Below are 25,477 nucleotides of genomic sequence, written 5' to 3'. Positions count from 1 at the left end.
CCGTCTTCGAGTACTGGGTCGTGTTGGTCGCGGAGGTCAGCAGCAAACGGGGTGACGCGTTGGCGCGTCACGGCGTCGCTCCCAGCCTCACCCCTGTCTGATGAGCAGTGGAATGAAGGCGGTCACGGGGGCAGCGGTGCTGTCGCCATTCGGTGTGGTCGCATGGGCCTGAGAGGCGCGAAGCGCTGTGGCGGCAAGGGACAGACTCCCAGTCCGTGCGGTTGCAGTCGATCGCCGACGGGATCTGCGGGATCGCTGTTACCTTTCTTCGGCATGGGGGTTCTTCGTGAACTATTGATCTCTGTCGCAGGGTCAGCCATCTTTCTTCTGTTGGTCTGGGGCCTTTCCAGGACTGCGCGGCATGCAACCGTTTTGATCGTTACCCGTGTACTCGGCCTGGACTTGGAACAATCGTTCAAGGACGCAGCGCATGTGGCTGAGGACCTGCAGGCCGAGTTGGCCCGAGCCAGGTGGGTGACGGTGATGACGAGCCGGGGCAACGACCTGCAACGTCATGTGTTCGCGGACACGCTGCGCGCAGCCTCTGCAGGCACCAAACGTGTACGGCTGCTCCTTCCAGACCCCGACGCCGTCGGCCCGCCGGACTGGATCGGCGTCCGGGAGGCCGAAACCGGATCCTTTGACCACGCCTATCGGAGCGGGCTTCTGCGCTTGCAGATACGGCAGAACATTTCCTACCTGACGGCGCACGCAGCCTCGGGGCAGATGGAGATGCGCCTGTACAGCCAACCCCACATCGCCCGCATCGTTCTGACCGATCGCGTCGTCTATCTGACCCAGTACGAGGACACCCGCCACGGACAGCTGAGCCCTGTAAAGAAATACCGGCGAGGCGACATGTACGACTATCTCTGTCGCACGGTCGCACTCACGTGGGATCACGCGCGTGAACCATCAGGGGCTTCCTAGGTGTATTGATCACGAGCGTTGTTAACGCTGGCCGGGCTTGATCATGGCGAAGGCCTCCGTGTGTGGTGGAGGTGTCGAATCTTCACCGCACGGAGGCCTTCATGTCCCACCGTAATGCCCGGCTGACCCTTCACGGCAGGCGGCTGCTCATCGAACTGTCCGCTCCGGGCGTCCCGTCGCGCACGTCGCCGCGGAGATGGGCATCTCCCGTCCCACGGCCCACAAGTGGATCCGGCGCTGGCACCACGAGGGCGAAAACGGACTCATCGACCGCTCCAGCCGGCCCCGCACGACACCACACCGAACCACCGCCACCATCGAAGCCCGCGTCTGCCGGCTGCGGCAGGAATGCAAGCTCAGTCCCGCACGCCTGGGGCCGATCCTCGGCCTGCCCGCCTCGACCGTGCACCGCATCCTGACCCGCCACGGCCTGAACCGACTGGCCTTCCTGGACCGGCCCACCGGCCAGGTCATCCGCCGCTACGAGCGTGAACGGCCGGGCGAGCTGATCCACGTGGACGTGAAGAAACTCGGCCGGGTCCCCGACGGCGGCGGCCACGAGGTGCTGGGCCGCCAGGCCGGCCGCGCCACCCGCAACAACGTGGGCTTCGACTACGTCCACTCAGCCGTCGACGACCACAGCCGCCTGGCCTACAGCGAGATCCACCCCGACGACCTTGAGGTATGCACCTGGCGCCCGCGTTGACCAAGTGCCCGCAGCGTTCGCCGTGAGCAGGCACGTATGTCGTTCCGAACGGCCGGTTCCCGGCTCGGAGTTATACCGAGCCGGGAATCGGGTGCTGCCGTGGTGGGGATGGGTTATTGGACGCTGGTGCCGAAGCGGGAGCCCTCGTTGGGGATGCCGTCCTTGCCCGGCTGGAACACGGTGGTCGGCTCCTTCGGGCCGCCGGTCAGGGTGGTCCAGGGCAGGGAGTAGACCGCGCCCTTGGCGGCCGGACCGAACGGGGTGCCGATGTAGAGGCTGGTCGGCGTGGCCGTGAGCGTCGTGCCGAGGTACTGGTTGGTCTTCTTGGGGCCGGGGATGCCGTTGCTGCCGATCTCGATCCAGCGGTCGCCGTCGCCGGGCTTGCCGATGGCCGAGTAGGTCTGCACGGCGCCGGTGTTGCTGATGCCTTCGAGGTCCTCGCCGGGTGAGCCGACGGCCAGGACCAGGTCGAAGCGGCCCGGGATCTTGCCGGGGGCGCGGTTGGCGATGGCGACGCGCTCGCCGAAGTGGTCGTAGGTCTCGGCACCGCCCGCGGTGTCGGCCTCGTTCTGGTTGACCGTGTTCATCTGCGAGACGGAGGCCAACTGGCTCCCGCTGCCGTCGGCGGCGAGGCCCAGGATGTGAGTGTGTCCCGCTTCCTTCTTCTCCGCGCCGCCACCTGGGGGCATGATGCCCTCGCCCGGAGAGCCGACGGCGAGAGCGGAGGACGTGGCCGTCCTCTCACCCTCGCCCCGGTACGCGGTCATGGACAGGGAGTAGCCAAACTTATCGCCCGCCTCGGCGCCGCCGGAGACGTAGCTCTTGTCCTGGTTGATGCTTGCCGTGTACGTGGGCTTGGTCCCGGGCGTGGCCGGGTGGCGCAGCACGCTCACATTGCCGGCGTTGGCCTTCGTGCCGATGGACTCGCCGGGGGCGCCGATGGCGATGTAGTTGGCGTCCGACGCGACTGACCAGCCGTGTTGGTCGCCGGCCTCGACGGCGCCCGCGGCCCCGCCGTTGCCCTGTGTGATGCCGAAGCTGGTGTCGCCGGTGATGTATACGGACGAACCGGCGTCCTTGGCTGAGCCGATGGACTCGCCGGGGGTACCGGCGAAGATGAACGGGTTGCCGGTGTGGGTGATCCCGGCCGTGACCGAGTAGCCGAGCATGTCCCCGGCTTCGGCGACGGAGCTCTTCAGGGCGCCGGTGCCCGCGCCCTGCTCGAAGTTGGTCGACGCCCGGCCTTTGCCGAGGCCGGTGGGCGAGCCGTAGATCACGGACACCATCCCGGAGTCCGCCTGGCCCTTGAGGTCCTCGTAAGGAATGCCGACGACCAGGTCGGTGTAGCCGTCCTTGTCGTAGTCGACGGTGGCCAGGGCGTGCCCGAACCGGTCGTTCGCCTCGGCCCCACCGGGCACGAAGGACAGGCTCTGGTCGATCTGGGCGCTGCCCTTGCCGCCGCCGTACACGACGCTTACGGAACCGGCCTGCTTGATGCCGCTGACAGTGTTGTACGGGTCGCCGATGGCGATGTCCTCGACGCCGTCACCGTTGAAGTCGACGAAGCCGGCCTGGCCGGTCTGCTCGCCGACCCAGGCGGCCAGGTCGTCGGTGCGGGATGCGATCGCCTTGGTGGATTTCTGGTCGGGGGCCATACCGAAACAGCCCGCCTGATCGGAACGGGAGGCGACGGCGGCGATCTGCGGACGATCCTCGCTGCCCACGGCCAGGGGCGCGCCGGCGTCGCCCGCGCAGATCGCGTTACCTGCTGTGCCGGTCAGCTCCACATTGGTGGCCTCGGGGGCGGCCGCGGTGAACGTGCCGTGGTGCACGTCCAGCGGCGACCAGTCGGTCTTGGTGCGGCCGTAGCCGGTGGTAGTCAGGCTCTGGCCCGCCTCTGCCGGGGCGGATGCGAGGGCCGCGGGGGTGACGTTGGTGACTGGCGCGGACAGCTTGGCCAGGACGACATCGCGATCGCTGCGGGGTACCAGCTGGACGACCTCGCGTTCGGACCCGGCCTTGCTGGTCAGGTCGGTGCGCCCGATGACGGCCTTGGTGGGCGACTGGGGGGCGCCTTCGGGGACGTCGATGGAGGCGGCGGGGTGCTGGGCGAAGCAGGACTTGGCGGTCAGCAGCCACTGCGGGGCGACGAGGGCACCGGTGCAGGCGCGGTCACCGCCCCCGATGTCCAGGCGCGCGGTGTAGGCGCGCAGGTTGTTGGGCTCTTTGCCGCCGGTGACGGGGTGGGCGGGCCCAGCGGCGGCGAGGGGGGTGGCGACGACAGCTGCCGCGATCAGGGCGGCACGTCCGTTACGTCGGCGGGGAGTTGACTTCATGGGGTGTGCGTTCTCCGGCGAGCAGGGTTACTTGGAGGTGCGGATCTCGACGAGCATGTGTTCACGGCCGTCCGGGTCTGCGGTTTCGCCCACCGGGGTGAAGGTGTTCTTCGTGATGTCGAGGTTCTTCTCCCGGCCGCCCACGGTCATGGTCACGTCGGTGTCGTAGCTGTTGCCCTTGATGCCGAACACGGCAGGGATCTCCAGGCTCAGATGGCCGCTGTTGCCTATGACGCGGAAGCAGACCTTGTCCTTGCTGCGCGCCCAGATCTCCAGCAGGCCCTCCTGGCTGCCGCACTCGGCCAGCATGATGTGTCCGTCACCGCGCTTGAGCAGGATGCCCTTCTCCTGCTGAATTTTGTCCGCCTGCGGGTAGTTGAAGTCCTCCACCGCGTACCCGGGTGTCGCCTCGGCGACGGAGGTTGCTGCGTTGGTCGACCCAGCCGGACCGGACACGGACCACGCTATGGCTGCGGCCGCAGCGGCGCCCCCTGCCATAAGGGTGCGAGTGATGAGTTTCATGCGTTTCCTCTGCGTAGGTTAGATGCCACCCGCACTCGCCGTGTCGCCCATAAAATAGGGCGCCACGTCATGGGCGATAGGCGTTTCGAACAGCCTCAGTGGCACATGCACTTAGCCAGCCCGGCCCCATCGGGCGAATCAACTACAGGCAAAGTACGAGCAAAGAAGAGCTGCTGGCCGATACTGCCCAGCCGCGTTCGGTGCGGCAGCGATGCGCGCTCCCCGCCCCGCCGCTAGTGCGTGACCTGCACATTCAAATCCACAGCATGATCACATGTCCAGAAGGGCATATCGGACTTATGTGCTCTGGAGTGGGTATTACGCCTGGGCGAAGTGACGCAGATGGCGCCTGTTGTGTCGATTCGCACAACAGGGTCACTCAGGAGCTGAAATGCCTGTTTCGGGGGTTGGTCACGAAAGCGTCACGAATCCGTTGCGGTGCGTCGCTCGATATTTATTAAACGACCTTGCTGAATCGCAGGTGGCGGCCGTGTAATCGGGAAACGGGGCCCCTTTGGAGGCGAATTAAGACCCCGGCTTTACTTCACCGGAATCGCTGTGTGAAGATCTTTTGGGCGGCGCGATAGGCCTCGGGGAGGGACGGGCTCAGACGGAAACGCCACGGCCAACAGCCGATGCTGTCGTTCCAGGCGCAGACTGCCGAGACCCCCTAGAGGAAGGGGAGCGGCGGCCTTCTGTCTGTCAGGTTCGTGTCTGTGCAGAGCTTCTGAGGGGATAGCACCGTCAGCCCGGGGCAATGAGGTGGAGTTGACTCGTAGCAGGCCGTACTGCTTCACCGCCGACTGCGCTCTCAACGCGGCGCCTTCCCAGCTCCCGCATCAGCGGCAGGCCTTGTGCAGGGCCGTCTGGCCCGCGCGTGCATCAGCTGTGCAGAGGGGCTGTCGCGTCAGTGACCACCGAACTGCCATATCGGCATGCATGACGAGGACAACATTCAGATGCAGACAACGTTTTGGAGCAGGCGCCACGTCCTTGGTGTCCTCGGCGCTGCCACCGCCATGGCAGCTTCGCCTCTGGCATTCACACCGCTGGCCCGTGCCGCCGAAGGCGAGGTGCCCGACCCGCTTGCGCTTCCGGACACCGAGCGCGCGAGAGCGGTCAAAGCATGGATCACGGGCGGCAGGGCCACCCGGGCCGCCGCAGCCGAGGTGCTGACCGGCAGTGACGCCGACATCCGGTCCTTCCTCACCGAGCAGCTGCCAAAGACGACCATCGAGGACAACCGCGTTGCCATCCTGACCTACCTGGCCAATGCCGGTAAGGGGATGCGCAGGGATGCCACAGCTGCCCTCGATCGCGGCGATGCGGCGATCGCTGCGTTCATCAAGGACGGTTTCAAGCGAGCTGTCAGGGAAGACCTTCAGGTGGCCACCGCAACCATCATCAACAACGGTGGCAAGGCGGTGAAGCGGGCAGGCGCTGCCGCCATGGACGCCGGTACCCAGCAGGCTCTCGAAGACTTCCTCACCAAGGGGCAGTTCACCGCTGACTTCGAGGACATGCGGGTGGAGATCACCAAGATGATGGTCGACGCCGGTCCTGAAGTGACAAAGTACGCGGATCGCGCGCTCAGTGGCACAGATGAAGACGTGTTGTGGTTCCTCAATACCGGGCAGCACATCGCCCGGGCCCGTGACCAGGAGAAGGCGACGATCGAGGAACTCGTCACGGTGGTGGAACGGGAAGGAAAGCGGGCGCGGGCCAAGACCGACCTGGCGGTCGAAGCCTCGGAGCGCGCTCAGACCGCCGCCCAGAAGGCGAAGGAGGCAGCCGAGAAGGCTGCGGCGGAGGCCAGGAAGGCCGAGAAGGACGTCGCGAAGTCCGGCGCGGCGGCGCGCAAGGCGGCCAACGCCGCCAGTGGCGCGGCGGACGCTGCCCGGACAGCCATCCGGGCATCCAACGCTGCCGTGGAAGCCTCCCGCCGCGCGTCCTGGGCTGCCACCGCCGCATCCCAGGCAGCCGCCACCGCCGGTTCCGCGGCTTCCCGCGCCTACAACGCAGCGATCGCCGCCTCGAAGGACGCCTCCCGGGCCAATGCCGCGAAGACCGCGGCCCTCGCGGCGCGGAACGCGGCCGGCCGGGCGCGATCGGCGGCCAAGGCCGCTGATCAGGCCGCTAATGCTTCCGCGCAAGCCGCCAGCGCCGGCTTCGCGGCGGCCTCCGCTGCCCGCAACGCCGCTGCCGCCGCCAATGCATCCGCGCAGGCCGCGTCCGCCGCGGGCAGCGCCCAGAAGGAGGCAGCAGAGGCCAAGCGTCAGGCGACCATCGCCTCGGCAGCGGCAAGCCAGGCCACCAACGCGGCGTCGGCGGCGCAGTCACTGGCCAACACGGCTGCATCTGCAGCACGTACCGCCCGCGATGCCGCCAACTCCGCTGCGGACCATGCGGACAAGGCGGCAGCCGCCGCCGAGGAGGCCGTGAAGCATGCGGGGAAGGCCATCGACTACGCGAACAAGTCCAAGGCCTACGCAGCCGCAGCCATCAAGGCAGCCAACACCGCCACCAAGGCTGTTGAGAAAGCCCTCACCGTAGAACAGAAGGCCCGCGAGGCCGAGATGGCGAGCCTGGAGGAAGACCGCAAGCAAGGACTGCAGGAGGCCAGGGAACTCGCCCGTATTGAAGCGGAAGAGCTCGCAGCCACCCAGAACAAGCGCGCTCAGGCGGAGCAGACCAGCCAGGCCATCAAGGATCTGATCACCAAAGCCGAGCAGGCGCTGGCCGCCGACGACCTGGCCCTGGCCGCCACACTCGGCCGGAAGGCCGCCGTCGGCCTCCTGGACTCCAGGGGAGTATGGACCCGCGAAGCCGCCCAGTTTGCTCTGTCGGGAACAGACAGCGATGTCCACAGCTGGATAGACCTGGACCGGGCTCTTGCCGAGGGCCAGGACAACCGGGAGACCATCTTCTACATCGCCCAAGTATCCGGCCCGGTCGTGGCGGATGCGGCAGCCAAGGCCCTCGGCAGCGACAGCTCCCAGGCCGAAGGGGACTTCATCACCTCGGGCGTGATCACGTCGAGAGCGGAAGAACACCGCGTCCAGATCTTCCGCATCCTCAACAGCAAGCCGGGCAAGGCCATCACGGCCGCAGCCAATGCCGCACTCACGGCTGACACCCCCCAGGCACTCCAGAGGTTCTTCGACCACGACCTCGCCGAGGCGGTACAGGAGGACGACGCGGTGACCACAGCAACAGTCATCGCCTCCGGAGGCGCGTACGCCAAGGCGTACGCGGACGTTGCCATGGAGGGCCCGACGTGGATGCGACGGCGGTTCGTCGACGTCGTGCAGTACCAGGCCGCCCAACTCGACCTCGAATCCGCCGGCCACGCGGCGGCCATCCGGGCAGCAATCGCGGCCGCCGCGAAGATCGCCCATCAGGCGCAGAAGGACGCAGCACTAGCCTCCAAGGCAGCAGCGGACGCGTGGGATGCCGCAGCCGAGGCAGCGAAATGGTCCGACAAGGCGATCGCCTCAGCACGCAAGGCCGACGACTCTGCCAAGGAAGCCAACAAGCACGCCAATACCGCGGACAAGTCGGCTTCCGACGCCCAGGCATCCGCGAACAAGGCCACCAAGGCAGCGGCCACAGCCCGTGGCGCATCGCGCGCGGCGAACTATTCAGCGAACAAGGCCCTCGACTCGGCCCGCAGCGCCAGCAACTCCTCCTACCGCGCCCGTGCATCAGCCGCGAGCGCGCGACAGTCCGAGATCCGGGCCGGCCAGGACGAACGGGCAGCGGCAGCCGCCGCCACTGACGCCCGACGGATCGTCATCGAGAAGCGAAGCGCGGAAATAGCAGCGGCCGCACGTGAAGCAGCGAAGAAGGCCGACGAGGACAGGAAGAACAAACGCAACCCTGCCGATTCCCCCAAGCACGACCAAGTGAACCCCAACGGGACCGGGGCCGGGAAGGAGAAGTGGTGGGAGGACGCAGGGTGGTGGGCTGACGCGTTCAACAACGTCAGCGCCGCCACCGGACTGGTCGCGGCAGGTCTCGGAGCGATCAGCCTTGCCTTCCCTCCGGCTGCCCCGGTCACCGGCCCGATCGCATTGACAATCGGCGGCATCTCTGCCGTTTCCGCTGGTCTCGGAGCCATCTTCACCGGGGTCGAACACGGTTTCGGAAGCAGCGAGTTCGTCCACGGCGCAGGCGACGCAGCGTTGGGCCTGCTGACCCGAGGAGCGGGCACAGGGCTGAGGATCGTGAAGAAGGCACCCAAGGCAATCAAGAAGGTCACAGAGTTCGCCGGCGACGTCGCCTCCCCGATCATCAGGGCCCTGTCCTAGTCACAGCAACGGACACGACCACACCGGAAACCGCCTGATGGCCGCGGATCACAGCCTCGATCCCGCCCGTCGGCAGGAAACAGGCAGGACCGCCACCCCCTACTGCACTGCCGCAGGCCGGTTGTCTGCATCCGTGCCCAACGACCGCGGGGAATCAGCCCGGTGATCCCGACGCCACGTAGTACGACAACAAGCCCTGCAGCCAGCCCTTTTTCCTGCCCGTCGCTGGATGCCGTTCATGTGGACCACTGTCCCGCACGTCCAGTGCTTGAGCGGCGCCTCAGCGGCCCTACGTTTCCCTTCCCCACCCACACCAGAGAGAAGAGATGACCTCACCACGCAGGTGGGCGTTGCCCGCCCTCCTCCTCACCGTGGTCCTCACCGGGACCAGCACCGCCGGCGCCGTCGGTAGTCAGACCGCACAGGCCCGTGCGTCTGTCACCGGGGCTGCGAGCGAGACCGCAGATTCGGCCCACCCCGCCGCTCCGTCAGCGACCTTGCAAAGTGCCGCCTTCACTGCCGAGGACTCCTGCTCCCGGCTCCCCATCGACGCCCGTGCGCAGGTGCCCAATGCCGTCACCGCGTGCGTGAGTCTGGATAGGGCGCCCGGCAAGGCGAGCACGACGATCCTCAAGCAGGCCGCTGCTGCCGCCCCCCCTGCCGACGAACCGGCCGGTTCCGGCACGGACCCGGAGTTCGAGCCGGAAGGCGACGACCCCGAGCCGCCTCCGCCCTCGTGCGCGCTGACCAACCCGGGGCAGTGGAGTTGGAGTCGCACCGGCGGCATGTGCCTGAACGGCGCCAAGGTCACCTACACGCTTTACGATAAATCCGGCAAGGCCCTGGGCACCGGCCTCATCGAGGTCAACTCCACACTCGCCACCTCGTACAAGTCGCTGGACCTCAACGAGACGATCACCGCCAAGCTGGTCCGGGTCACCGGCGATGTGAAGAGTCTTGTGGTGAAAATGCAGGTCAGCTGCGGCGCCGGGTGTACAACTAAGACGAAGCAGCCGTGGTTCGGCAGCACCCCCATGACGCCCGGTGGGGTGAAGACCGGAAAGACCAAGTACAGCGGTGACGCCTTCGCGGCGAACACCACTCGTTCCTCGTTCCAGACCAGCTACAAGATGTACGTGATGATGCCCGGTGCGACCCCGGTCGACCCCAGCGCCTCCTGGTCCAGCCCTGCAAACAGCAAGGTCCGCTGCGACAAGGAGCAGCCCCGGCTGCGTGGCTGTGTCATACCGACCGATGACCTCCCGGTACTGACCTACTCTCGGTCGCACCCGAAGCACGGAATCGTCGTGCCCATCTACGAAGAGATCATGAGACGCCGGGGAACCGACATCCTCCACGCGGTGAATCAGGATAAGGCGAAGACCAACCGTGACGCGACGTGCAAGCCGTTCACCAGCCTGTACCCAGGGCAGAAGAACGCGGACACCTGTGATGAGTTCCCGATGGCCAGCACGAAGGAGGGCGGTCAGAATGGCGACCTGTGCGCCGAGCTGACCCCTCAAATTGCTGCGAACGGTGTGTGGTCCGCCCCAGCGACCTGGCCCGATCGCCCGACCTCCCGCAAGGAGACCTGCCTGCGGCTCCACGTCACCGGGCGCGTCAACTACTCCGCAGGCGGAGTTCTAGGATCCCTGCGCAAGTTCCAGCGCCTCGTGGATGGCGACCCCTTCCGCATCGAGTTCACCGCCTGAGTCAGGCATCACGAGCCGTGCTCCCGCCGTGCCACGTGCACGGTGGGGCCCCGGAGGCCTGGGGGTCGACCAGTGGTACCGGAAATGAACAAGGATCTACGGGAGCAGAACATGGAAGCAGGAACGGACGTGCGTTCGCTCCGCTGGGCAGTGGCCTGGATGTGCGTCACCTTCACCCGCGGCCTCGATCCCGAGGAAGTGTTTACCCGTTACGGGGCCGAACCGGCCCAGGCCCGCCTGCTCGACTGGGACACGGCCTCGGACCTGGTTCCGGGCGACTCCGGCGACGGGATGGTCTCGCTGCTGCGGGCCGGAAGGCTCGGAGACTGGGCCTTCTGTGTCGAGGAAGAAGGTGGCATCGGCTTCGAGGAAGAAACACTCGCGGAGTTGTCCCGGGGCACCGAGACGTACAGCGTGGCGACTACCGAGGGAATCGACGTCTTCCAGTACTGGCGCAACGGCGAATGCGTCGAGTACTTCGAGCCCGGCATGGAACACACCCGGCCTGAACAAACCAGCCCCTGGTGGGACCGGATGCAAGAGACGCTCGCCGCACACGAAGGCGAGGACGCCGGGATGGCTCCAGCGGTCGCCCTCGTACTCGGCCACCTCGGCATCACCCTGGACGACGCCGTCCTCGCCGGACCCTGGCCCAGCCTGACACTCGCCGAGGACGATGCACCGTCGGCACCGTCGGGCCATGCCTGGACAAACGAGGGCCCGATTCCGCCCGGGACCCTCGAGATCTTGTAGAACACCACGTCGTTGCGAGACAAAGGTCTGATCAGGCCGATCGTAGGTTGTGGAATCTGGCCTTCGTACGGGGACGCGGTGCCGGTGCGATGTACCGCAGCGAGCACGTGATGTGCACTCTCGCTCACGGCTGCGTCACCGGCCGGGGCGGCCTGTCTGGGCGCACCACGGCGGGAGTGTCATGCCGGCCGCTTGTGCCGACGATGGCCAGCGGCCTGGCGGGCCCTGGACCAGCGTGAACCGTTGGAGGGCCCGGTAGTCCACCGGCCTATGATCGAGGCCGCGAAAACAACCTTGACCTGGGCGGCGCGTCGACTGGCTCGGTTGAATCGCAGTTCCGTGCCGGTCGAAACTCGGTGCTGGACGGTTGGCTCCATAGACGACGACTGGCCCCGGGGAGGGGCCGGAAGCATGTGAATCGGGGGGATTCCCGCGTGGGTAAGGGCGGGTCGGTATCGGACGAGGAGTGGGCGCGGTTTCTGCGGGAGGCGGGGGCCGGGCCCGAGGGAGCGCCCCGGGAGCCGTCGGCACGGGCGCGGATGGTCGCGCGGCGTCTGCGGGAGGAGCCCGGCCGGCCGGAGGGGTGGCGGACGTATGAGTCGGACCAGCGGCGGCGCGGCAAGGGCCGGTACGCGGCTGGCCTGGTCGTGGTGGCCGCCGTGCTGGTCGGGGTCGTAGCCGTGGCCCCGGAGCGGGTGGCGGGGTGGTTCGGCAGCGGCCAGCAGGAGGCGCCACTGGCCGCGGAGTCGGAGCGGCCGGAGCAGCCGCCGGCTGATATGGCGGCGCAGGCGCCCACGCTGCAGGAGCCGTTCCGCGGGTCGCCGGCGGCCCGGTGGGGCGAGGGGGCGGACGGTATTCACGTCCCCGCAGCGCGGGCGACGGGCTGGATGAGCCAGGCGCAGGTCGCGCAAGCCCTCCAGAAGTCCCGAGACTTCCTTGCCGCCTCCAGCCTGGATCCTGGGGTCCTGCGCGGTGAGTATCCCGGGCGGGCCATTGCGCTGGTCAACCCGGATCAGCAGGACGTCCAGAGCTATCTGGCGGCGGCGTTCAGCAAGCCCAGCAAGGAGACCGATCCGCTGCTGCTGTTCAGTCGTTTCGAGAAGGAGAAGGTGCGGCTGGTCGGCGACGTGGTCAAGACGCGGGGCCGGATGACGTTTAGCGAGGGCGAGCGCGGGGCGGTCAAGGTCAGCACCGATGTCACCTACGTCTACCCGGTGGTACGCGCCGATGGAGGGCGCGACGAGGTCGCGCGCACCATCGTGCGCCGCGAGATCGTGATGAGTTGGGATGACCCGGTGAAGGTGCGTATCAAGCCCGGGACGTTCTCGCTGGCGTCCTACAAAGTCGATGCCACCAACGGTGGTTGTGACGAGTACACCGGCGGCCACTTCATCCCGGCGTTCGGCGCCGAGGGCGAGAGCGCGGGCTCTGGTCCCGCGGTCGATCCCTACGATCGCAGCACGACGATGGACGAGCGCATGCGGGAGGCCGAAAACGCGGGCTGCGGGACTGCCACACGATCGTGAACGCCCAAACGGCGTCAGCCGCAAGCGGCTTGACGGGGCGCAAAGGCACCCCGAGATAGCTGGCTGGTTCAGGGCAACTCCATCCAGTTCTCTTGACTGAATGTCCGTTCCTCGACTTTCGCTGTCCTCGCGGAGGGTGAGTGAGTCGGCTGGCGGGGTGAGTTTGATCGACTTCAGTGTGTTTGGACGCGGATGAGAGAAGCATCGGGGATTTCTGTACTGCCTTATGAAGGGGCGTCGCACGGCTGCGGCGGGCTGGTCGACGAGGGCGGCTTCGGCGGTGAGCAATTCCACCCGGCGTCGCCCGCCTGTGGGTTGAGGTCGATCCCCACGCGTCGGGCAGCCGCACCGACTCACCCGGCCGCGACGTCATCCAACGCCCCGACCACACCGAAGAACGCTCCTGCGACTCCGCCACCACCCGGCGGCTTCGCCCCCCCCCGGGTGGACGCCGCAGGCGGCGACGTCACCGCCGCGATCCACCAGTGGCTTGTGGAGAGCGGCCGCATCCACGCCAATGCTCACATCACCCACCTCGCAGGTGCCTGACAGCGGGGGCGCCAGGGCGGTGGCGGTGTGTTGTGGGGAGTCCGGCAGCCGTCCCCGGGCTCCCCACAACACACCGCCGCTCAGGCGATGATGGTGTGGAAGAAGAGGACCGCGGCGGCGAAAGCGGTCCCGCCTGCCAGGACCCCGCTGGCGACGCTCTCTCCTGCCAGAACGGTCAGGATGCCCGCGCCGAGTCCGGCAAGGACTCAAGCTACGCCTCGCTGGCTGGCTTCATCCGGTGACGGCGAGTCTGCCAACCCGTCGCCGGTGAAAGCAGTGTGCAGACCAGATAACTGTCCTGCTGCACCTGACACAAAGGCGAAGGTCCCCGGTATCACGCCACACGGGACTGTGGGCGCCCAGTCCACCAGCTGTGGCAAGGCGCGTCAGCTGGCGGCGGATGCCTCAGCCTAGCGGGCTTCGGGCCCAGTCGTTGCCGACGTTGTCCCGGTGCCTGGGGTTGCGGGCACGAACCCTTGCCCGGTCAGGTAGTTGACCATCCTGCTGAGCGTGTCCGGGTTGTCCTTGACCTTGCCGAGCGCAATGTTGCAGTCCATGCAGAGCAGCCCTCGGGTGAGCCCGCGGGCGTGACAGTGATCCACATTGGCGTCGCCCATCCGGAAGTCGTCGGGATCAGCCTCAGTGAATCCGGTCAGACACGTGGCACAGGCGTTGTCCTGCTCCAGCAGCATCCGGGCAATGTCCCTGAACGTCAGACCGTAGCCCTTCTTCAGATTGCCCTTCGCGCTCTTGATCCGGACGCACTCGTTGCAGACACGCCCCTCTCCTCGGTTCTTGAAACCGTAGACGGCGTACTCGTGACCTGCCCGACAGCGAGTGTTGCCTCTGCGATACGGCACGTAGGGTGCCGACTCCGGATCGATCCCGCGTGCGCGCAGCTTTGAATCGCGCGTGCAGCGCCGGCAACTGCGCACGCCGGTCGTCGGATTCGCATAGGGGATGTTGTTGTCGTTGAAGTCGTGCCCGTTCGCGCACCTGGCGGCAGGGGCCGCGTCGTCGACACCCCGACCGTTGCCACGGTTCACGAAGGCCCCGTTTCCCAAGTCTCGCCACAGAACGGCGTGTGCGTGATGGACACACAGCTTTTTGTTCTCGCAGTCGTGTGTGACCGCCTGTCCCGCCGCGAGGGGTTTGCGGGAGTAGCGCTCGAACATCCATCGCTGAACGTAGACGAGCGGATTCTCGCCCGCTGCGTAGCGGTCACCGTCGTAGTAAAGGGGTCGGCCGTCCTTGTCCGTCATCCCCTGCCAGACTAGGCATCCCGACTCGGTGGCCGACACGCTCTGGAGCACCATCTCGATACTGATCGGGGCCCGCGAGCCAGCCCTTTCGAAGGTTTCGTGCTTACGGTAGTACCGGTAGCAGGCCTGACATCTCGTGCCGCCCATCCGGGTCGCAGGTTTCCCGTCCCCGGACTCGCACAGCTTTGACATGCGGCGTATCAGACCACAGGAACACGGCCGACCGGGAGGGCAGGGTAGAGGGCGACGAAGGCCGGTGCCCAGCGGTCGGCCGCGGTGCATCCGGCCGGGCGGCCCACCGGGTGCGGCTGCAATACGCCGCCACCATAGAGCCGTTGCGCACCGGCACGGTCAGGAAGCGGCCTGCTTGCGGCGTCGGCGGTGTTCGCGCTGGGCCTGGGCGCGGGCGCATTCGCGGGTGCAGTACTTGATGCCGCTGGTGCGGTTCTGCCCGTAGGCGGCGCGTCCCCGCTGGCGGACGAAGGAGCGTCGGCAGGTCTCGTTGGCGCAGGTGCGCAGCGTGGCGTCCTCGGCGAGGTGGTTGTACAGCTGCAGGAAGGCGACCGACAGGATGGTGGGGTAGCGGTCGCCCAGGTCGCCGATGCCGATGCTGAACGGCTTCAGGGCCGCATTGAGAGTGCTCCGGAGGTCACTGATCCGTACATCGAGCATCACCTCGCGCAGATGCTCCAGGTCGCGCGGGAAAACCTCGGAGCGGTCCGCGTTGTCTTCCCGCCACAGGGCGAGTTCCTCCTCGGACACGTCCTGGTCGACGAGCGCGTCTAGACCGCCCTCGCGTCGCAGGGCGACCCAGGTGGCCACGGCCTCCTGGGCCTCGGAGACGAACAGCGTGGCGAGCTCGCCGTGCAGCGCGAACGATTCGTGCACGGGGTGGAGTTGCTCCTCGAGCCCGGCATAGTACTCGTAGTACTCGGCGTCCCAGCCGCCCGAGGCGACGTCGCCGCCCAGTTGCCCGTACGTGCGCATGAGGCGGGCGATGTCGTCGAGGTCGGAGGGGTCGACGTCCATGAGCTCATGCAGGTAGAAGTCCTCCGGCAGCGCAACCGTGGCGCCCTTCCACGGAATGTGGGGGGCCCAGACGACCCATCCGTCCTCCGCCCGCGCCTTGGGCACGGGCCTCAACTCGGGTGCAGGGACGGGCGTTCCGGGCCACAGAGTGGGACGAAAGCGTGGGTCTACGTATGACGCCATGCAGGGCATCATAGCCATGAGGGAGTAGCACGAAAAGAGCAATGTTCGTATCACGCAACGTGAACTCCGCGGAGGGGACAACCTTGGTGACGCACTGGCAGGATCGCAAGGCGATCGGCGACGCCCACGAACAACGCGTCACCCGGGCACTGCGCGCCCACGGGTGGACGGTCCACGGCTGCGGCCAGGGCGTCTACCCGCCTGCCATCCGCCGGGCGCTGGCCCACACCGACTCGGCGCTGCGCTACTTCCCCGACCTGATCGCCGCCCGCGGCGACGAGGTGGTCACCATCGACGCCAAAGACCGCATGCCCAGCACCCACACTGACCGCTACGCCATCAGCACCGCCACTTTGCACGCCGGCCTGCTCTTCACCGGCGCTCACGCCCCGACACCTCTGTATTACGTCTTCGGTGACCTCAATGTTCTGACCCCGTCCGAAGTGCAGCACTACACGGCCCACGCGCGGGTCCACCGCAGCGGGGCCTGGGTACTGGTCGCCACTCACCGTGCGCACCCTTTCGACGAGGTCTTCGGCGACTTCTCTGCCCTGGCGGCATGAACCCCGCCGGCCAGGACCGGCAGCGGCCGCCGTGGGTTCCGGTGGTAGGCGCGGGATTGGGCGGGGCGAGGGCTGACAGCAGGCGGTGGGGCCGGGAGCAGCGCAACTCCCATGGTCTGCTCGAGTGCATGATGGCCGCACATCGAGTCAACTCTCCTGCGTGACTTGAGTGATTCATCCCTCTGGGCGGTACAAGCGATGCGCGCTCATGGTCCCGCCGGGCGCGTGGCCTGCCAGGTGTGACAGTGCGGCCGAGCGCGCGGCGCTGGCATCCAGTGCTTCCTGCGGGAAGGGGCATTGAGGGCAGGTCAGGACGGGCTGTAGTCAGTCGGTTATTGGCCAGTCTCCATCGCACTCCCCAACGGCTCGGCACAGCAGAGGAGGAGGGACGGCAAGTGGCGGGCTACGCGCCAGGTCCCGCGCCTGCCAGCACAAGGGTGGCGTCCCACGGAGTGGTGTAGCTGGTTGAGGAGGTGTCCCGGCTTGTTGCGTAGTCACGGGCCAAGGTCATTCGGTTCCCGTTTTGGAGGGAGTTGGTGGCGGGACGACACGGGAAACTTAGAGGTCGGTGTCGATCGACCGGAGGCCGAGAGTTTCGCGAACGTTTTCGATCGAGTGCGACCGGGAGCGGGCGACAAGGTCCTCAAAAAAGACCATGTACCCCTGCCCCGTGAGTTCGGCCTCTTTGCGGATGTAGGGCTCCATGATCTTCCAGAGATGATCGAGGTAGCCTCCGAAGAAACCGATGACGAGTTCTTCCGGCACCACCCGGTGGGCAACAAGTAGTCCGAAGTTGTCGAAGAGAAAGCCAACTTTGCGGAGCGCGGCGCGGGCCTGTGGGGGTTGCCGTGTCACGCCTTGGGCGGGAGAAATCTCGGCGACCAGCCGTTCAACGATGAAGTCGCGCGCCTCGAACCACTCCGGACTGCGAGCTTCCCTGAATGCCTCCAGGACGACAGGGACCAGACTCTGACGTGACATCAGCCGCGTCTGCCGTAGAGACAGCGCAACCGCAACAACGGCCGTCAATGCGCTGGCCACGCTCACCACACCTGCGATGCTCATCGTGTCCCCCTGCTACCGCTGCCTCTCAGTCCCTCCGCCCGGCATCATGTTCAGCCGACGGAACTGCGCCGTAGTGCACACCTCCGACCTACTGCAGCCTGCGACGTACCTCACGTGAACGCGCGGGTGTCTGCCCGGGGCGTGCACCCGCTGTCGCTTCCTGCCCCCTGAACAAGGGCAGGCCATCGAGCAAGTCTCCCTGGTGAACGGGCAGTTCAACCGGAGGAGCGCACGATGGCCTTGTCCCAGTCTGACCTGATCCAGCTGCTTCAGTCACTACGTACGGCCGACGGAGTTGAGACGATCAGGATGCTGTGCGAGCGCATCCTGCAGGAACTCATCGAGGCCGAGGCGACCGAGGTCATCGGTGCCGCCCCGCGCGAGCACTCCGACCAACGCACCACGTGGCGCAACGGGCACCGTGACCGGCTCTTGACCACTCAGGCCGGTGACCTGGACCTGAAGATCCCCAAGGTGCGGACCGGGTCGTTCTTCCCCTCGCTGCTGGAGCGGCGCCGGCGCATCGATCGGGCCCTGTTCGCCGTGGTGATGGAGGCATACGTGCACGGGGTGTCCACCCGCTCGGTCGATGATCTGGTCAAAGCCCTGGGCGCGGACAGCGGCATCTCGAAGTCGGAGGTGTCACGGATCTGCGGTGAACTCGACGCAGAGCTGACCGCGTTCAAGGAACGGCCGCTGGACCACACCGTCTTTCCCTACGTCTTCCTGGACGCCACCTACTGCAAGGCACGGGTGAACCACCGGATCGTGTCCCAGGCCGTAGTCATCGCGACCGGGATCTCCGTCACCGGGCACCGCGAGATCCTCGGGCTGATGGTCGGCGACAGCGAGTCGAAGCCGTTCTGGACGAAGTTCCTGCGGTCGTTACGGACCCGCGGCCTGGACAACGTCCAGCTGGTGATCTCCGACAGCCACAGCGGGCTGGTGGCCGCGATCCGCACCGTCTTTCTCGGCGCGGCCTGGCAAAGGTGCCGAGTTCACTTCGTGCGGGACGTTTTCGGGGTGATCGAGAAAGGTTCGGGAGAAATGGTGGCGGCCACCATCCGTACCATCTTCGCGCAGACCACCGGCGAGGCCGTCCGCACCCAGCTGAACGTGGTGGCCGACATGCTCGGACGCCAGTTCCCGCAGGTCAAGAAGATGCTGCTGGACGCCGCAGTCGACATCACCGCGTTCGCGGACTTCCCCTCGGCGCACTGGAAGAAGATCTGGTCCACGAACCCGCTGGAACGGCTGAATCGGGAGATCAAACGACGGGCCGACGTCGTCCAGGTCTTCCCCAACCCTGCCGCCCTCGACCGGCTGGCCGCCGCGGTCCTGGCCGAACTCCACGACGAGTGGCAGGTTTTCGACCGCCGCTACCTCTCCGAAGCCTCCATGGCCGAACTCCTCACGACACAACCGGCCGTGGACGATCGCCAGCTTCCGCCACGGCAGAACCCGGATCAGCTCGACCAGTGACTACACCACTCGGCGGGACACCATCCACACACCTGCCCTGTACCAATCGGTGAGCGCTGCTCGCAGATCCTGCCTCCACGGATGCGCCCCGTACCTCACTGTGTGCTTGAGGGAGCCGAGCTGGAGTCAACGGGGAAGAAGCCGAAGCGGTGCTCGCGCGGGGCGCGGCTGAACATGTACACCTGGGCGTGCTGCATGACGTCGGTGGGTGGGTCGCTGTTCTCCACGATGATCGCCTGGCCGTCAAATCTGTCCAGAAGGTCCCGGTAGAAGTAGTCGATGACGCTGTCAGGCAGATCGGCGTCATCGGTGCGCAGCACTCCGGGCTGGCGGTAGGTGACCAGTGGCGAGTCGAGGATGACGAAGCCGGGGTGGGGATTTTCCTGGCCGATGCAGTAATCGGCCAGCGAGGTGGCGAACGCGGCGTGCAACACGGCTCTCATGCCCTTGCCGTGTCCGGCGCGGGCTCGTTCGCCGACGAACAACTCCGCGGTGTACTGGTCGTACGCCACGTCGTGGATACGGACGTGCCAGGCATCCAGGGTGCGCTCGACGCTGCGGTCGAATGCGGCCACGATGGTGGATGAAATGCTGCCGCTGGGGCGTCCGCCCGGTTGGGCCCCATCGGCAACCAGGGCCGCTTTCACGTCCTCGAGTTCCTGGATCCGATGGTGGATTCCGAGTTCGCGCTCCACGGCGGAGCGTGCAGCCATCAGTTCGGCGGCTTCGTCCTGGAGCGGCTGAAGTTCTTCGTCGAGCACGGCGATGGCATGGTCCGCGGCTGCTGCCTGGATCTGGCTGTTCTCGCGCTGCCCGGCGATCTCTGTGCGCTGGTTTTGCAGGTCCTCGATGGTCAGGTGTAGGTCCGACAGCAGCTGTTGAGTCTTGTGGCTCTCGACCTGCACCGCGGTGTGCAGTGCGGTGGTCTCTCGAGCGTCGTGGTCCGCGGCCTGGTGCTCCGGCTCTGCTCCGCAAAAGGCGCAGGTACCGGTGCGGAAGTAGCCCAGCAGGTTACCGGCTTCGCCGACCATCGCCAGCCGGGCGAGATCGGATTCGTATTGGCTGCGCAGCAGGCCGAACCGGCCGATCAGGTCATCGATCTCGGCCAGGCGCTGGTCGTACTGACTCAGTGTGACTGACAGGCCCGTGCGGCGGGCGACTGCCTCGGCCTGACGGGCCGTGGCCTCTCGCAGGGAGGCCGATGCGATGTCCTGGCGGGTGAGGATGCGCCGCAGCTGTTCGGTCCGCTCTGCTTCGTTGCCGCCCTGCGGGTCCAACTGCCGCTGCAGGTCGAGGATGAGCTCATCCAGCAGGCTGATCTTGCCCTTGTGGACCCGGCGCTGCCCCTGGCTGAGGTGTGGCCCGTTGGCGGGCTCGCCCTGCCCTGTCAGCAGCAGCTTCAGCACCGACTTGCTCGCTGTCTGCCCGCTGGTTGCTGCTGACTTGAGGACTGGCGGCACCTTCGACACCATCCGGGTTTCGCTGACCAGACACAGGTGCATCAGATCGCGAAACCCCAGCAGCTTGGTGCCGCCCGTGTCGTTCGTGCCGATCAACGCACCGTCAAGACCGAGCCGCTCTAGCAGATACCGGGACAGGTTCCTTGCACTCCTGGGGCTGTGCTGCGCGGCCAGATCAAGATCCGGCGCCCGGAACACCAGATCGCGCTCGTCACTGTGGAACAGGCCGATCCGGCTGGCCTGCGGGCCCCGCATGAGCGTGATGACGCTCCCATCCGGGAGCTCCATGCCCAGCAGGATCTGGGAGTAGCCCTCGGCCTCGGGGATGAGCGCAAGCTTGCGCGCCCCCAGCATGAAGTCGATCGCTTCCGTCACGAACGACTTGCCGGTGTCCGAAGCGCCGTAGATAACGGTCAGCCGTGGGTCGAAGACGACCTGCGCCTTCTCTCGCCCGATACCGGCGAACGTCAGGTGCAGCAGCCGCAGACTAGGCATGATCACTTCCTGCAGCAGGTAGTTGGGAGTGAAATTCCAGGGCCCACCGCTCGGTGATGGCCCGTGTGGCGGCGCGCACGTCCAGACGCGAGGAGTCCTGGGCAGAGATCGCCCAGGACGCGCGCTCCTTGAGAGCTGAGGTGTAAGGGGCCTCGAGAATGTCGATGAACCCCGGCCCCTCCTCGCTGGCCCGGTAGACCAGCCCGCCCGGGCCGGCCTCCATATCGGCGAGACCAGCCCTCAGCAGCACGATCAGTCCCTGCTCGATGAGATGCCGCTTCATGGCGAGCTCGCCCGGCCCTGCCGGCAAGGAGGGAAGCAGGCTGGGCGGGCCGTCCATGTCGCCGCTGTGCAGCATCACGTGGTCCAGATAGACCAGCCGCGCCACATCCAGCGGCTCGGGGAACGAGGCCGACAGCAGCACTAGGGCCCGCACCCCGACCTCCAGGGGACTGTTGAGGGGATTCACCGGTCCGCCCCCTGCACCCATGTCAGACGGTCTTCGTTTGCGAGCTGATGGCAGATGCCCTTGCGGTCGTCCGAGTCCACGACCTGCACCAGAACATTGTTGCCCAGTTGCATCTCCCGCGCGGCAGCCAGGACCGCTTTGAGGCGCGCCCACCCGGAGGTGAAGTCATCCTCCTCGACCTCCACCACCCCTTTGTAGACCGCAGTCTGCAGTGATTCGAACGTCCCGGGCGGCACACTGTCCCGGGCGAACATCCGCAGCTGCTCGGCGCGGTAGAACGCCTCGCGCTGGTTTTGCAGATTACGCCCTGCCCGGGGATGGACCTTGGCCTCGGCCGGAGAGGCCGGGGAACACCCCCACTTCTCGTGGTAGACGTCTAGCAACTGCTGGACGTACCGGGCCTCGTTCGGGGCAGGTTCCGGTGGGGTCGGCTCACTCGCCGGCCGGTCGGGCAGCTGTGTCCCAAAACGCCTGACGTGATACGGCGTTGTCGCGTGCTGCTCGAGGATCGTGTCGAGATTGCCCGCCTCGAAACGGGAGAAGTCCGATACACGGGCGAGCCCCAACGCCCGCTCCAGCATGCCCCCCTGATATTCCACAACGATCCTATCTTTGTTCTTCTCCGCCCAGGCGAAGAACTGAGAACGCAGCGCTGACGGCTTGGCCAGCAGCTGGACCAGTGATGCTCCGATCTTCGGCGCCACGAACACATAGCGCCGGGGCAGCACCTTGTACTGCTGCTCCGCCACTGCGGAATGGATCTTGAGGATCTCAGGGAAGGTGACGGCCGGCGACAACGCCCGCTCATAGTGCTTGCACTGGAAACAGTCCCAGACGCCATCGGTCTTCTGAGCCGTAAGGAAGGCCGCCACATCGGCACCACGGTCGTTGGAGCCTCCCATACTCACCACGTCCACATACCCCGCCTCCTTGAGCCCCATCACCCACTCGTAGATGAACTCCTCCCAGGCGTCGGCCGACAGGTGCGTCAAAAGCTGCTTGGGCGTCAGCGAAGGTGGCAGGGCCATCATGGGGGTGACCACTGTCACAGGAGCCTGCGACGGCTCCGGGAGCCGCGTGAACAGCGGCTCGTCAGGGGACACAGAAGACGACTGCGCTACGTTCATTGAGCCCCCGATGTGCGACAAACTGATCCGCAACCCCACACGTTCATATCACCCGCCTCTCCGCAGTTGAAGACCAAACCCAGCCCCCACCCCACCCACCACATCCGGTGCTGACCCACCGCCCTCCTCCTCCCAAGCCGCCGCATCTCGACAGCACTGGTCGGCCAACCCGCAGGCAGCAACAACACGCGGCCGCATCGGCGATGTTGGGCGCCATGGTCACACCGGTCCGCCAAGAGCAGCCCGCCCGCAGCTACACCCATACCAGCCCCGAGGCCTTGAGGCCATCACCCGCCACCTGCGACGGCCCCACGCCCGGGCGTTGTACGTGTCCGCGACCGGCCCCGGCAAGACACTCCTGGCGATCCAGGCCGCCGACGCGCTCCCGCCTTCGCCGTCGGTGACGGCGTTCTCGGTTTCTGGAACACGATCGACGAAGTCTTCCCCGAAACGCGCCATCAAAGGTGCTGGGTTCATAAAACGGCCAATGTCCTCGACAGCCTTCCGAAGTCAGCCCAGTCGGCGGCGAAGTAGGCGGTCCAGGACATCTACAACACCGAGGACCGCGAGCACGCGGCCGGCGCGGTCAAGTCGTTCGCCAAGCAGTACGGGGCGAAGTTCCCCAAAGCCGTCAAGAAGATCGTCGATGACGAGGCCGAGCTGCTGGCGTTCTACTTCCCCGGCCGAGCACTGGATCCACCTGCGGACCACCAGGCCCATCGAGTCGACCTTCACGACGGCGCGGCTACGGACGAAGGTCACGAAGGGCGCCGGCTCCCACGCGACGGCCCTCGCGATGGTCTTCAAGCTCGTCGAGTCCGCCCAAGTCCGCTGGCGGGCCGTGAACGCTCCTCCCCTCGTCGCCCTCGTCCGGGCCGGAGCCCGCTTCGAGCGCGGCCAACTCGTAGAACGCTCCGAGGCTAACGCGGCCTGAACCACCGCAACTGGCTCACAGGTGTTGACGATTACTCACGGAACCGGTCTACGTGTAGGACCGGATGGCCACCGTGACATCCATGTTGAAGGCGTTCGACCCCGCCGCGGACGGCAGATCCAGGGCCCGGTCGAGCGCGCGACTCAGGGGGCCGCAGCCACTAGTGCCCGGGGCGGCGAACTCCGCGTCCTGGGCACCGAAGGCGACGACCAGGGGGTCCCTGGATATCACCCGGGTGGGATCGGTGTCCTTGAGCACTAGGTGGACCGCGTCCTCATCGCTGCCCACCGAGCAGCCCGACGACGGCCGGGCCAGCAGCCCGTGCGCCGAGCCTATGGCGAACTTGATGTCGAACTCGCCGCGCCGGGTGTCGTCGGACAGGAAGTCCGAGTAGCCGCCGTACTGCGGAGTCAGGGTCAACGGGGTGCCTCCCGCCCGGATCGGCGCAGCAGTCATCTCACCGAAGACCTGGCGGAATTCACCATCTACACGGCCTTCCGCAAAGGTGATCTTCATAGGTTCGGTGAGCGGCTCGTCGACGGCGCCCATGCGCAGATGCCCCGTGGCGTGCATGACCTCGCAGCGCCAGGCCCCGGGGTCCGCACCCGCAGGCAGCTCATCGACGGTCGGGCAGGCGGAGAAGTCGAACTCGGGCAAATCCGCGGCCCGTTCAGCTCCATGCGCGGGGGCGGCACTCAGGGCGAGTCCGGCAAGCAGGGCCCCCGCAGCAGCACTTGTGAAGCGGCGGACTGTGCGATTCAAGGTCACTCGGTTCGACGTCATACACCTCAGCATTGCAGAGCTTTCTCTGCAGGGAAAGGTCTGCAGAGGAAACGCTGCTATCTGGATAGACTGCCTCCATGACGAAAGAGCGGAGAGCGGAAGCCGCAGGGCGGCGCACGGTCGACAGCCCAGAAGTGCTCAAGGCCCTCTCGCACCCCCTGCGCCTGCGTATCCTGCGCCACCTCAGCGCGACGGGCCCAGCCACCTCAACTACGCTGGCCGCCGCCCTCGGCCAGAACACCGGGACGCTCAGCTACCACCTGCGCATGCTGGAGCGCAGTGGCCTCATCGAGGACACCCCCGAGCGCTCCACCGGGCGGGAGCGCTGGTGGCGCGGTGTGCGGGGGCTCGACATCCGCAGACCGCCGCAGGGTGAGCTGACGGAGGCCGAGCGCGCCATGTCGGCCGAGCTGGACCGAATGAGGATGGAAGAGGACGTCGAGCTCGCCCGGCAGTTCACCGCCGGACAGGCGGAGTCCGAAGGCTGGATGCGGGGTTCCCGCAGCCTCATCCACCTCACGGAGGGTGAGCTGGGCGCATTCCATGACGACTATCAGGCCCTGCTCGCGCGCTATGCCCGCGGACCCGAGGACGCCCCCGACGACGCACGCCCCGTACTCCTCCGCTGGTTCGGCCTGCCCGCTGACTGACCGGCAGTCGGCTGGCGAACTGTCTGATCGGCCGACTGGCCGTACGAGTGAGTTGAGGGAAGGCACCATGTCGGGCCAACATCTTCACGGGCAGCCACGGTCTCCCCATTCGGGCGCCGCTTTGCGCGGACCTCGAACGAGAAGAAGATCAACGTCAGTCACGCCGCCCATCGAGACTGTGGCCTGGCCAAGATCGATCCACAGGTCTTGACAATTCCTCGCGCCAAAGCGAGTTGCTGGTCCACGATGCACTGGCCGCCCGGCCGTCTGCCCGTCTACGCGCTGTACAACCACCCGCAATTGGGTGCCGAGGTCACCGACCGGCCAGGTGGTTGGTTGCCGTCACGGCCGCGGCTCGCCGACCCAGCTGGGATGCACCATCGTGTCCGCATTGACCGTGCAAGCCGTCCTTCGGTACCGACCGATAAGGGCGTCTTATGCCCGGGACCGGAGCGTGCCGTGGCATCACGTCCTGTGCGGTGCGCCGGATACAGGGCAAGCGGCCTTGAAGCAGCCCGCGCGGCGGTTGCGGATCCACCGCCGCGGAAACGATGATCTGAGAGCTGCGGCTCAGGCCGAGGTGGACCGGCTGCACGCCTCAACTTGCCGTGACGTTGCGGCCCGTCCCGGG

At 66.8% G+C, this 25,477-nt stretch carries 17 protein-coding genes and 3 pseudogenes; 11 read left to right on the top strand and 9 right to left on the bottom strand.

Going from position 1 to position 25,477, the window contains the following annotated elements; all coding sequences use genetic code 11:
• Positions 1–432: 432 nt before the first annotated feature.
• Positions 433–930 (top strand): hypothetical protein, encoded by a 498-nt coding sequence (locus tag ACFVYL_RS21570; RefSeq protein ID WP_389718458.1) that lies wholly within the window; start codon positions 433–435, stop codon positions 928–930.
• A gap of 101 nt (positions 931–1,031) precedes the next feature.
• Positions 1,032–1,606: pseudogene (locus ACFVYL_RS21565) on the top strand (helix-turn-helix domain-containing protein); the annotation flags it as partial.
• A gap of 143 nt (positions 1,607–1,749) precedes the next feature.
• Here ACFVYL_RS21565 and ACFVYL_RS21560 read toward each other — a convergent pair.
• Together ACFVYL_RS21560 and ACFVYL_RS21555 are read right to left on the bottom strand one after the other, a co-directional pair.
• Positions 1,750–3,972 carry a trypsin-like serine protease gene (locus ACFVYL_RS21560; RefSeq protein WP_389718457.1) on the bottom strand — a complete coding sequence of 741 codons (2,223 nt, stop codon included), beginning with the start codon at positions 3,970–3,972 and terminating at the stop codon, positions 1,750–1,752.
• Positions 3,973–3,999: 27 nt separating this feature from the next.
• A complete protein-coding gene (locus tag ACFVYL_RS21555) occupies positions 4,000–4,494 on the bottom strand; it encodes a hypothetical protein (RefSeq protein WP_389718455.1) in 495 nt (164 codons plus the stop codon).
• A 935-nt stretch (positions 4,495–5,429) separates the two neighbouring features.
• Here ACFVYL_RS21555 and ACFVYL_RS21550 point away from each other — a divergent pair.
• The 4 genes from ACFVYL_RS21550 (at position 5,430) to ACFVYL_RS21535 (ending at position 12,795) form a co-directional block, all read left to right on the top strand.
• Complete coding sequence (locus ACFVYL_RS21550; RefSeq protein WP_389718453.1) at positions 5,430–8,804, top strand: ALF repeat-containing protein; 3,375 nt, start codon at positions 5,430–5,432, stop codon at positions 8,802–8,804.
• Positions 8,805–9,130: 326 nt separating this feature from the next.
• The gene (locus ACFVYL_RS21545; protein WP_389718450.1) at positions 9,131–10,516 is read left to right on the top strand and encodes a hypothetical protein; all 1,386 of its coding nucleotides are present in this window, start codon (positions 9,131–9,133) and stop codon (positions 10,514–10,516) included.
• A gap of 129 nt (positions 10,517–10,645) precedes the next feature.
• The gene (locus tag ACFVYL_RS21540) at positions 10,646–11,269 is read left to right on the top strand and encodes a DUF6461 domain-containing protein (protein WP_389718448.1); all 624 of its coding nucleotides are present in this window, start codon (positions 10,646–10,648) and stop codon (positions 11,267–11,269) included.
• 434 nt (positions 11,270–11,703) lie between these two features.
• Entirely contained in the window at positions 11,704–12,795 is a 1,092-nt protein-coding gene (locus ACFVYL_RS21535) for a hypothetical protein (RefSeq protein ID WP_389718445.1), read from the top strand.
• Positions 12,796–13,754: 959 nt separating this feature from the next.
• Here ACFVYL_RS21535 and ACFVYL_RS21530 read toward each other — a convergent pair.
• Both ACFVYL_RS21530 and ACFVYL_RS21525 read right to left on the bottom strand, forming a co-directional pair.
• Positions 13,755–14,606: an endonuclease domain-containing protein gene (locus tag ACFVYL_RS21530; protein WP_389718442.1), complete on the bottom strand. Its 852-nt coding sequence runs from the start codon at positions 14,604–14,606 to the stop codon at positions 13,755–13,757.
• Between the two features lie 351 nt (positions 14,607–14,957).
• Positions 14,958–15,740 carry a hypothetical protein gene (locus ACFVYL_RS21525; protein ID WP_389718439.1) on the bottom strand — a complete coding sequence of 261 codons (783 nt, stop codon included), beginning with the start codon at positions 15,738–15,740 and terminating at the stop codon, positions 14,958–14,960.
• 164 nt (positions 15,741–15,904) lie between these two features.
• Here ACFVYL_RS21525 and ACFVYL_RS21520 point away from each other — a divergent pair, with 164 nt between their 5' ends.
• Complete coding sequence (locus tag ACFVYL_RS21520) at positions 15,905–16,381, top strand: hypothetical protein (RefSeq protein WP_389718438.1); 477 nt, start codon at positions 15,905–15,907, stop codon at positions 16,379–16,381.
• Between the two features lie 558 nt (positions 16,382–16,939).
• On the opposite strand, the gene ACFVYL_RS21515 is transcribed toward ACFVYL_RS21520, so the two are convergent.
• Positions 16,940–17,446 carry a hypothetical protein gene (locus tag ACFVYL_RS21515; protein WP_389718435.1) on the bottom strand — a complete coding sequence of 169 codons (507 nt, stop codon included), beginning with the start codon at positions 17,444–17,446 and terminating at the stop codon, positions 16,940–16,942.
• A gap of 234 nt (positions 17,447–17,680) precedes the next feature.
• Between ACFVYL_RS21515 and ACFVYL_RS21510 the strand changes: the two genes are divergently transcribed.
• Positions 17,681–18,928, top strand: a complete 1,248-nt coding sequence (locus tag ACFVYL_RS21510; RefSeq protein ID WP_389718433.1) for an IS256 family transposase — start codon at positions 17,681–17,683, stop codon at positions 18,926–18,928.
• A gap of 95 nt (positions 18,929–19,023) precedes the next feature.
• On the opposite strand, the gene ACFVYL_RS21505 is transcribed toward ACFVYL_RS21510, so the two are convergent.
• Genes ACFVYL_RS21505 through ACFVYL_RS21495 form a run of 3 tightly spaced genes read right to left on the bottom strand, consistent with a single transcriptional unit; the run spans position 19,024 to position 22,479 of the window.
• A complete protein-coding gene (locus ACFVYL_RS21505) occupies positions 19,024–20,883 on the bottom strand; it encodes a hypothetical protein (RefSeq protein ID WP_389718432.1) in 1,860 nt (619 codons plus the stop codon).
• On the bottom strand, positions 20,876–21,352 hold the full coding sequence (locus tag ACFVYL_RS21500) for an ABC-three component system middle component 2 (protein ID WP_389718429.1): 477 nt from the start codon (positions 21,350–21,352) through the stop codon (positions 20,876–20,878). Before ACFVYL_RS21500 ends, ACFVYL_RS21505 begins: the two co-directional genes overlap by 8 nt.
• A complete protein-coding gene (locus ACFVYL_RS21495) occupies positions 21,349–22,479 on the bottom strand; it encodes an ABC-three component system protein (RefSeq protein WP_389718427.1) in 1,131 nt (376 codons plus the stop codon). Before ACFVYL_RS21495 ends, ACFVYL_RS21500 begins: the two co-directional genes overlap by 4 nt.
• 196 nt (positions 22,480–22,675) lie before the next feature.
• On the opposite strand from ACFVYL_RS21495, the pseudogene ACFVYL_RS21490 reads away from it, so the two are divergent.
• A pseudogene (locus tag ACFVYL_RS21490) lies at positions 22,676–22,810 on the top strand (hypothetical protein); the annotation flags it as partial.
• A 41-nt stretch (positions 22,811–22,851) separates the two neighbouring features.
• A pseudogene (locus ACFVYL_RS21485) lies at positions 22,852–23,413 on the top strand (transposase); the annotation flags it as partial.
• Positions 23,414–23,461: 48 nt separating this feature from the next.
• Here ACFVYL_RS21485 and ACFVYL_RS21480 read toward each other — a convergent pair.
• Positions 23,462–24,181, bottom strand: a complete 720-nt coding sequence (locus ACFVYL_RS21480) for a hypothetical protein (RefSeq protein ID WP_389718642.1) — start codon at positions 24,179–24,181, stop codon at positions 23,462–23,464.
• A 92-nt stretch (positions 24,182–24,273) separates the two neighbouring features.
• On the opposite strand from ACFVYL_RS21480, the gene ACFVYL_RS21475 reads away from it, so the two are divergent.
• Entirely contained in the window at positions 24,274–24,846 is a 573-nt protein-coding gene (locus tag ACFVYL_RS21475; protein WP_389718425.1) for an ArsR/SmtB family transcription factor, read from the top strand.
• Positions 24,847–25,477: the final 631 nt, after the last annotated feature.

Source organism: Streptomyces sp. NPDC058308 (assembly GCF_042880275.1).
Classification (GTDB): domain Bacteria; phylum Actinomycetota; class Actinomycetes; order Streptomycetales; family Streptomycetaceae; genus Streptomyces.
This window is presented reverse-complemented; position numbering and strand designations above follow the sequence as displayed.

What these genes read in the sequence shown, in the direction of transcription:
- ACFVYL_RS21560 (WP_389718457.1), bottom strand. Translation starts at nt 3,972, where the DNA reads ATGAAGTCAACTCCCCGCCGACGTAACGGACGTGCCGCCCTGATCGCG.
- ACFVYL_RS21555 (WP_389718455.1), bottom strand. Translation starts at nt 4,494, where the DNA reads ATGAAACTCATCACTCGCACCCTTATGGCAGGGGGCGCCGCTGCGGCC.
- ACFVYL_RS21550 (WP_389718453.1), top strand. Translation starts at nt 5,430, where the DNA reads ATGCATGACGAGGACAACATTCAGATGCAGACAACGTTTTGGAGCAGG.
- ACFVYL_RS21545 (WP_389718450.1), top strand. Translation starts at nt 9,131, where the DNA reads ATGACCTCACCACGCAGGTGGGCGTTGCCCGCCCTCCTCCTCACCGTG.
- ACFVYL_RS21530 (WP_389718442.1), bottom strand. Translation starts at nt 14,606, where the DNA reads ATGACGGACAAGGACGGCCGACCCCTTTACTACGACGGTGACCGCTAC.
- ACFVYL_RS21515 (WP_389718435.1), bottom strand. Translation starts at nt 17,446, where the DNA reads ATGAGCATCGCAGGTGTGGTGAGCGTGGCCAGCGCATTGACGGCCGTT.
- ACFVYL_RS21510 (WP_389718433.1), top strand. Translation starts at nt 17,681, where the DNA reads ATGGCCTTGTCCCAGTCTGACCTGATCCAGCTGCTTCAGTCACTACGT.
- ACFVYL_RS21505 (WP_389718432.1), bottom strand. Translation starts at nt 20,883, where the DNA reads ATGCCTAGTCTGCGGCTGCTGCACCTGACGTTCGCCGGTATCGGGCGA.
- ACFVYL_RS21495 (WP_389718427.1), bottom strand. Translation starts at nt 22,479, where the DNA reads ATGAACGTAGCGCAGTCGTCTTCTGTGTCCCCTGACGAGCCGCTGTTC.
- ACFVYL_RS21475 (WP_389718425.1), top strand. Translation starts at nt 24,274, where the DNA reads ATGACGAAAGAGCGGAGAGCGGAAGCCGCAGGGCGGCGCACGGTCGAC.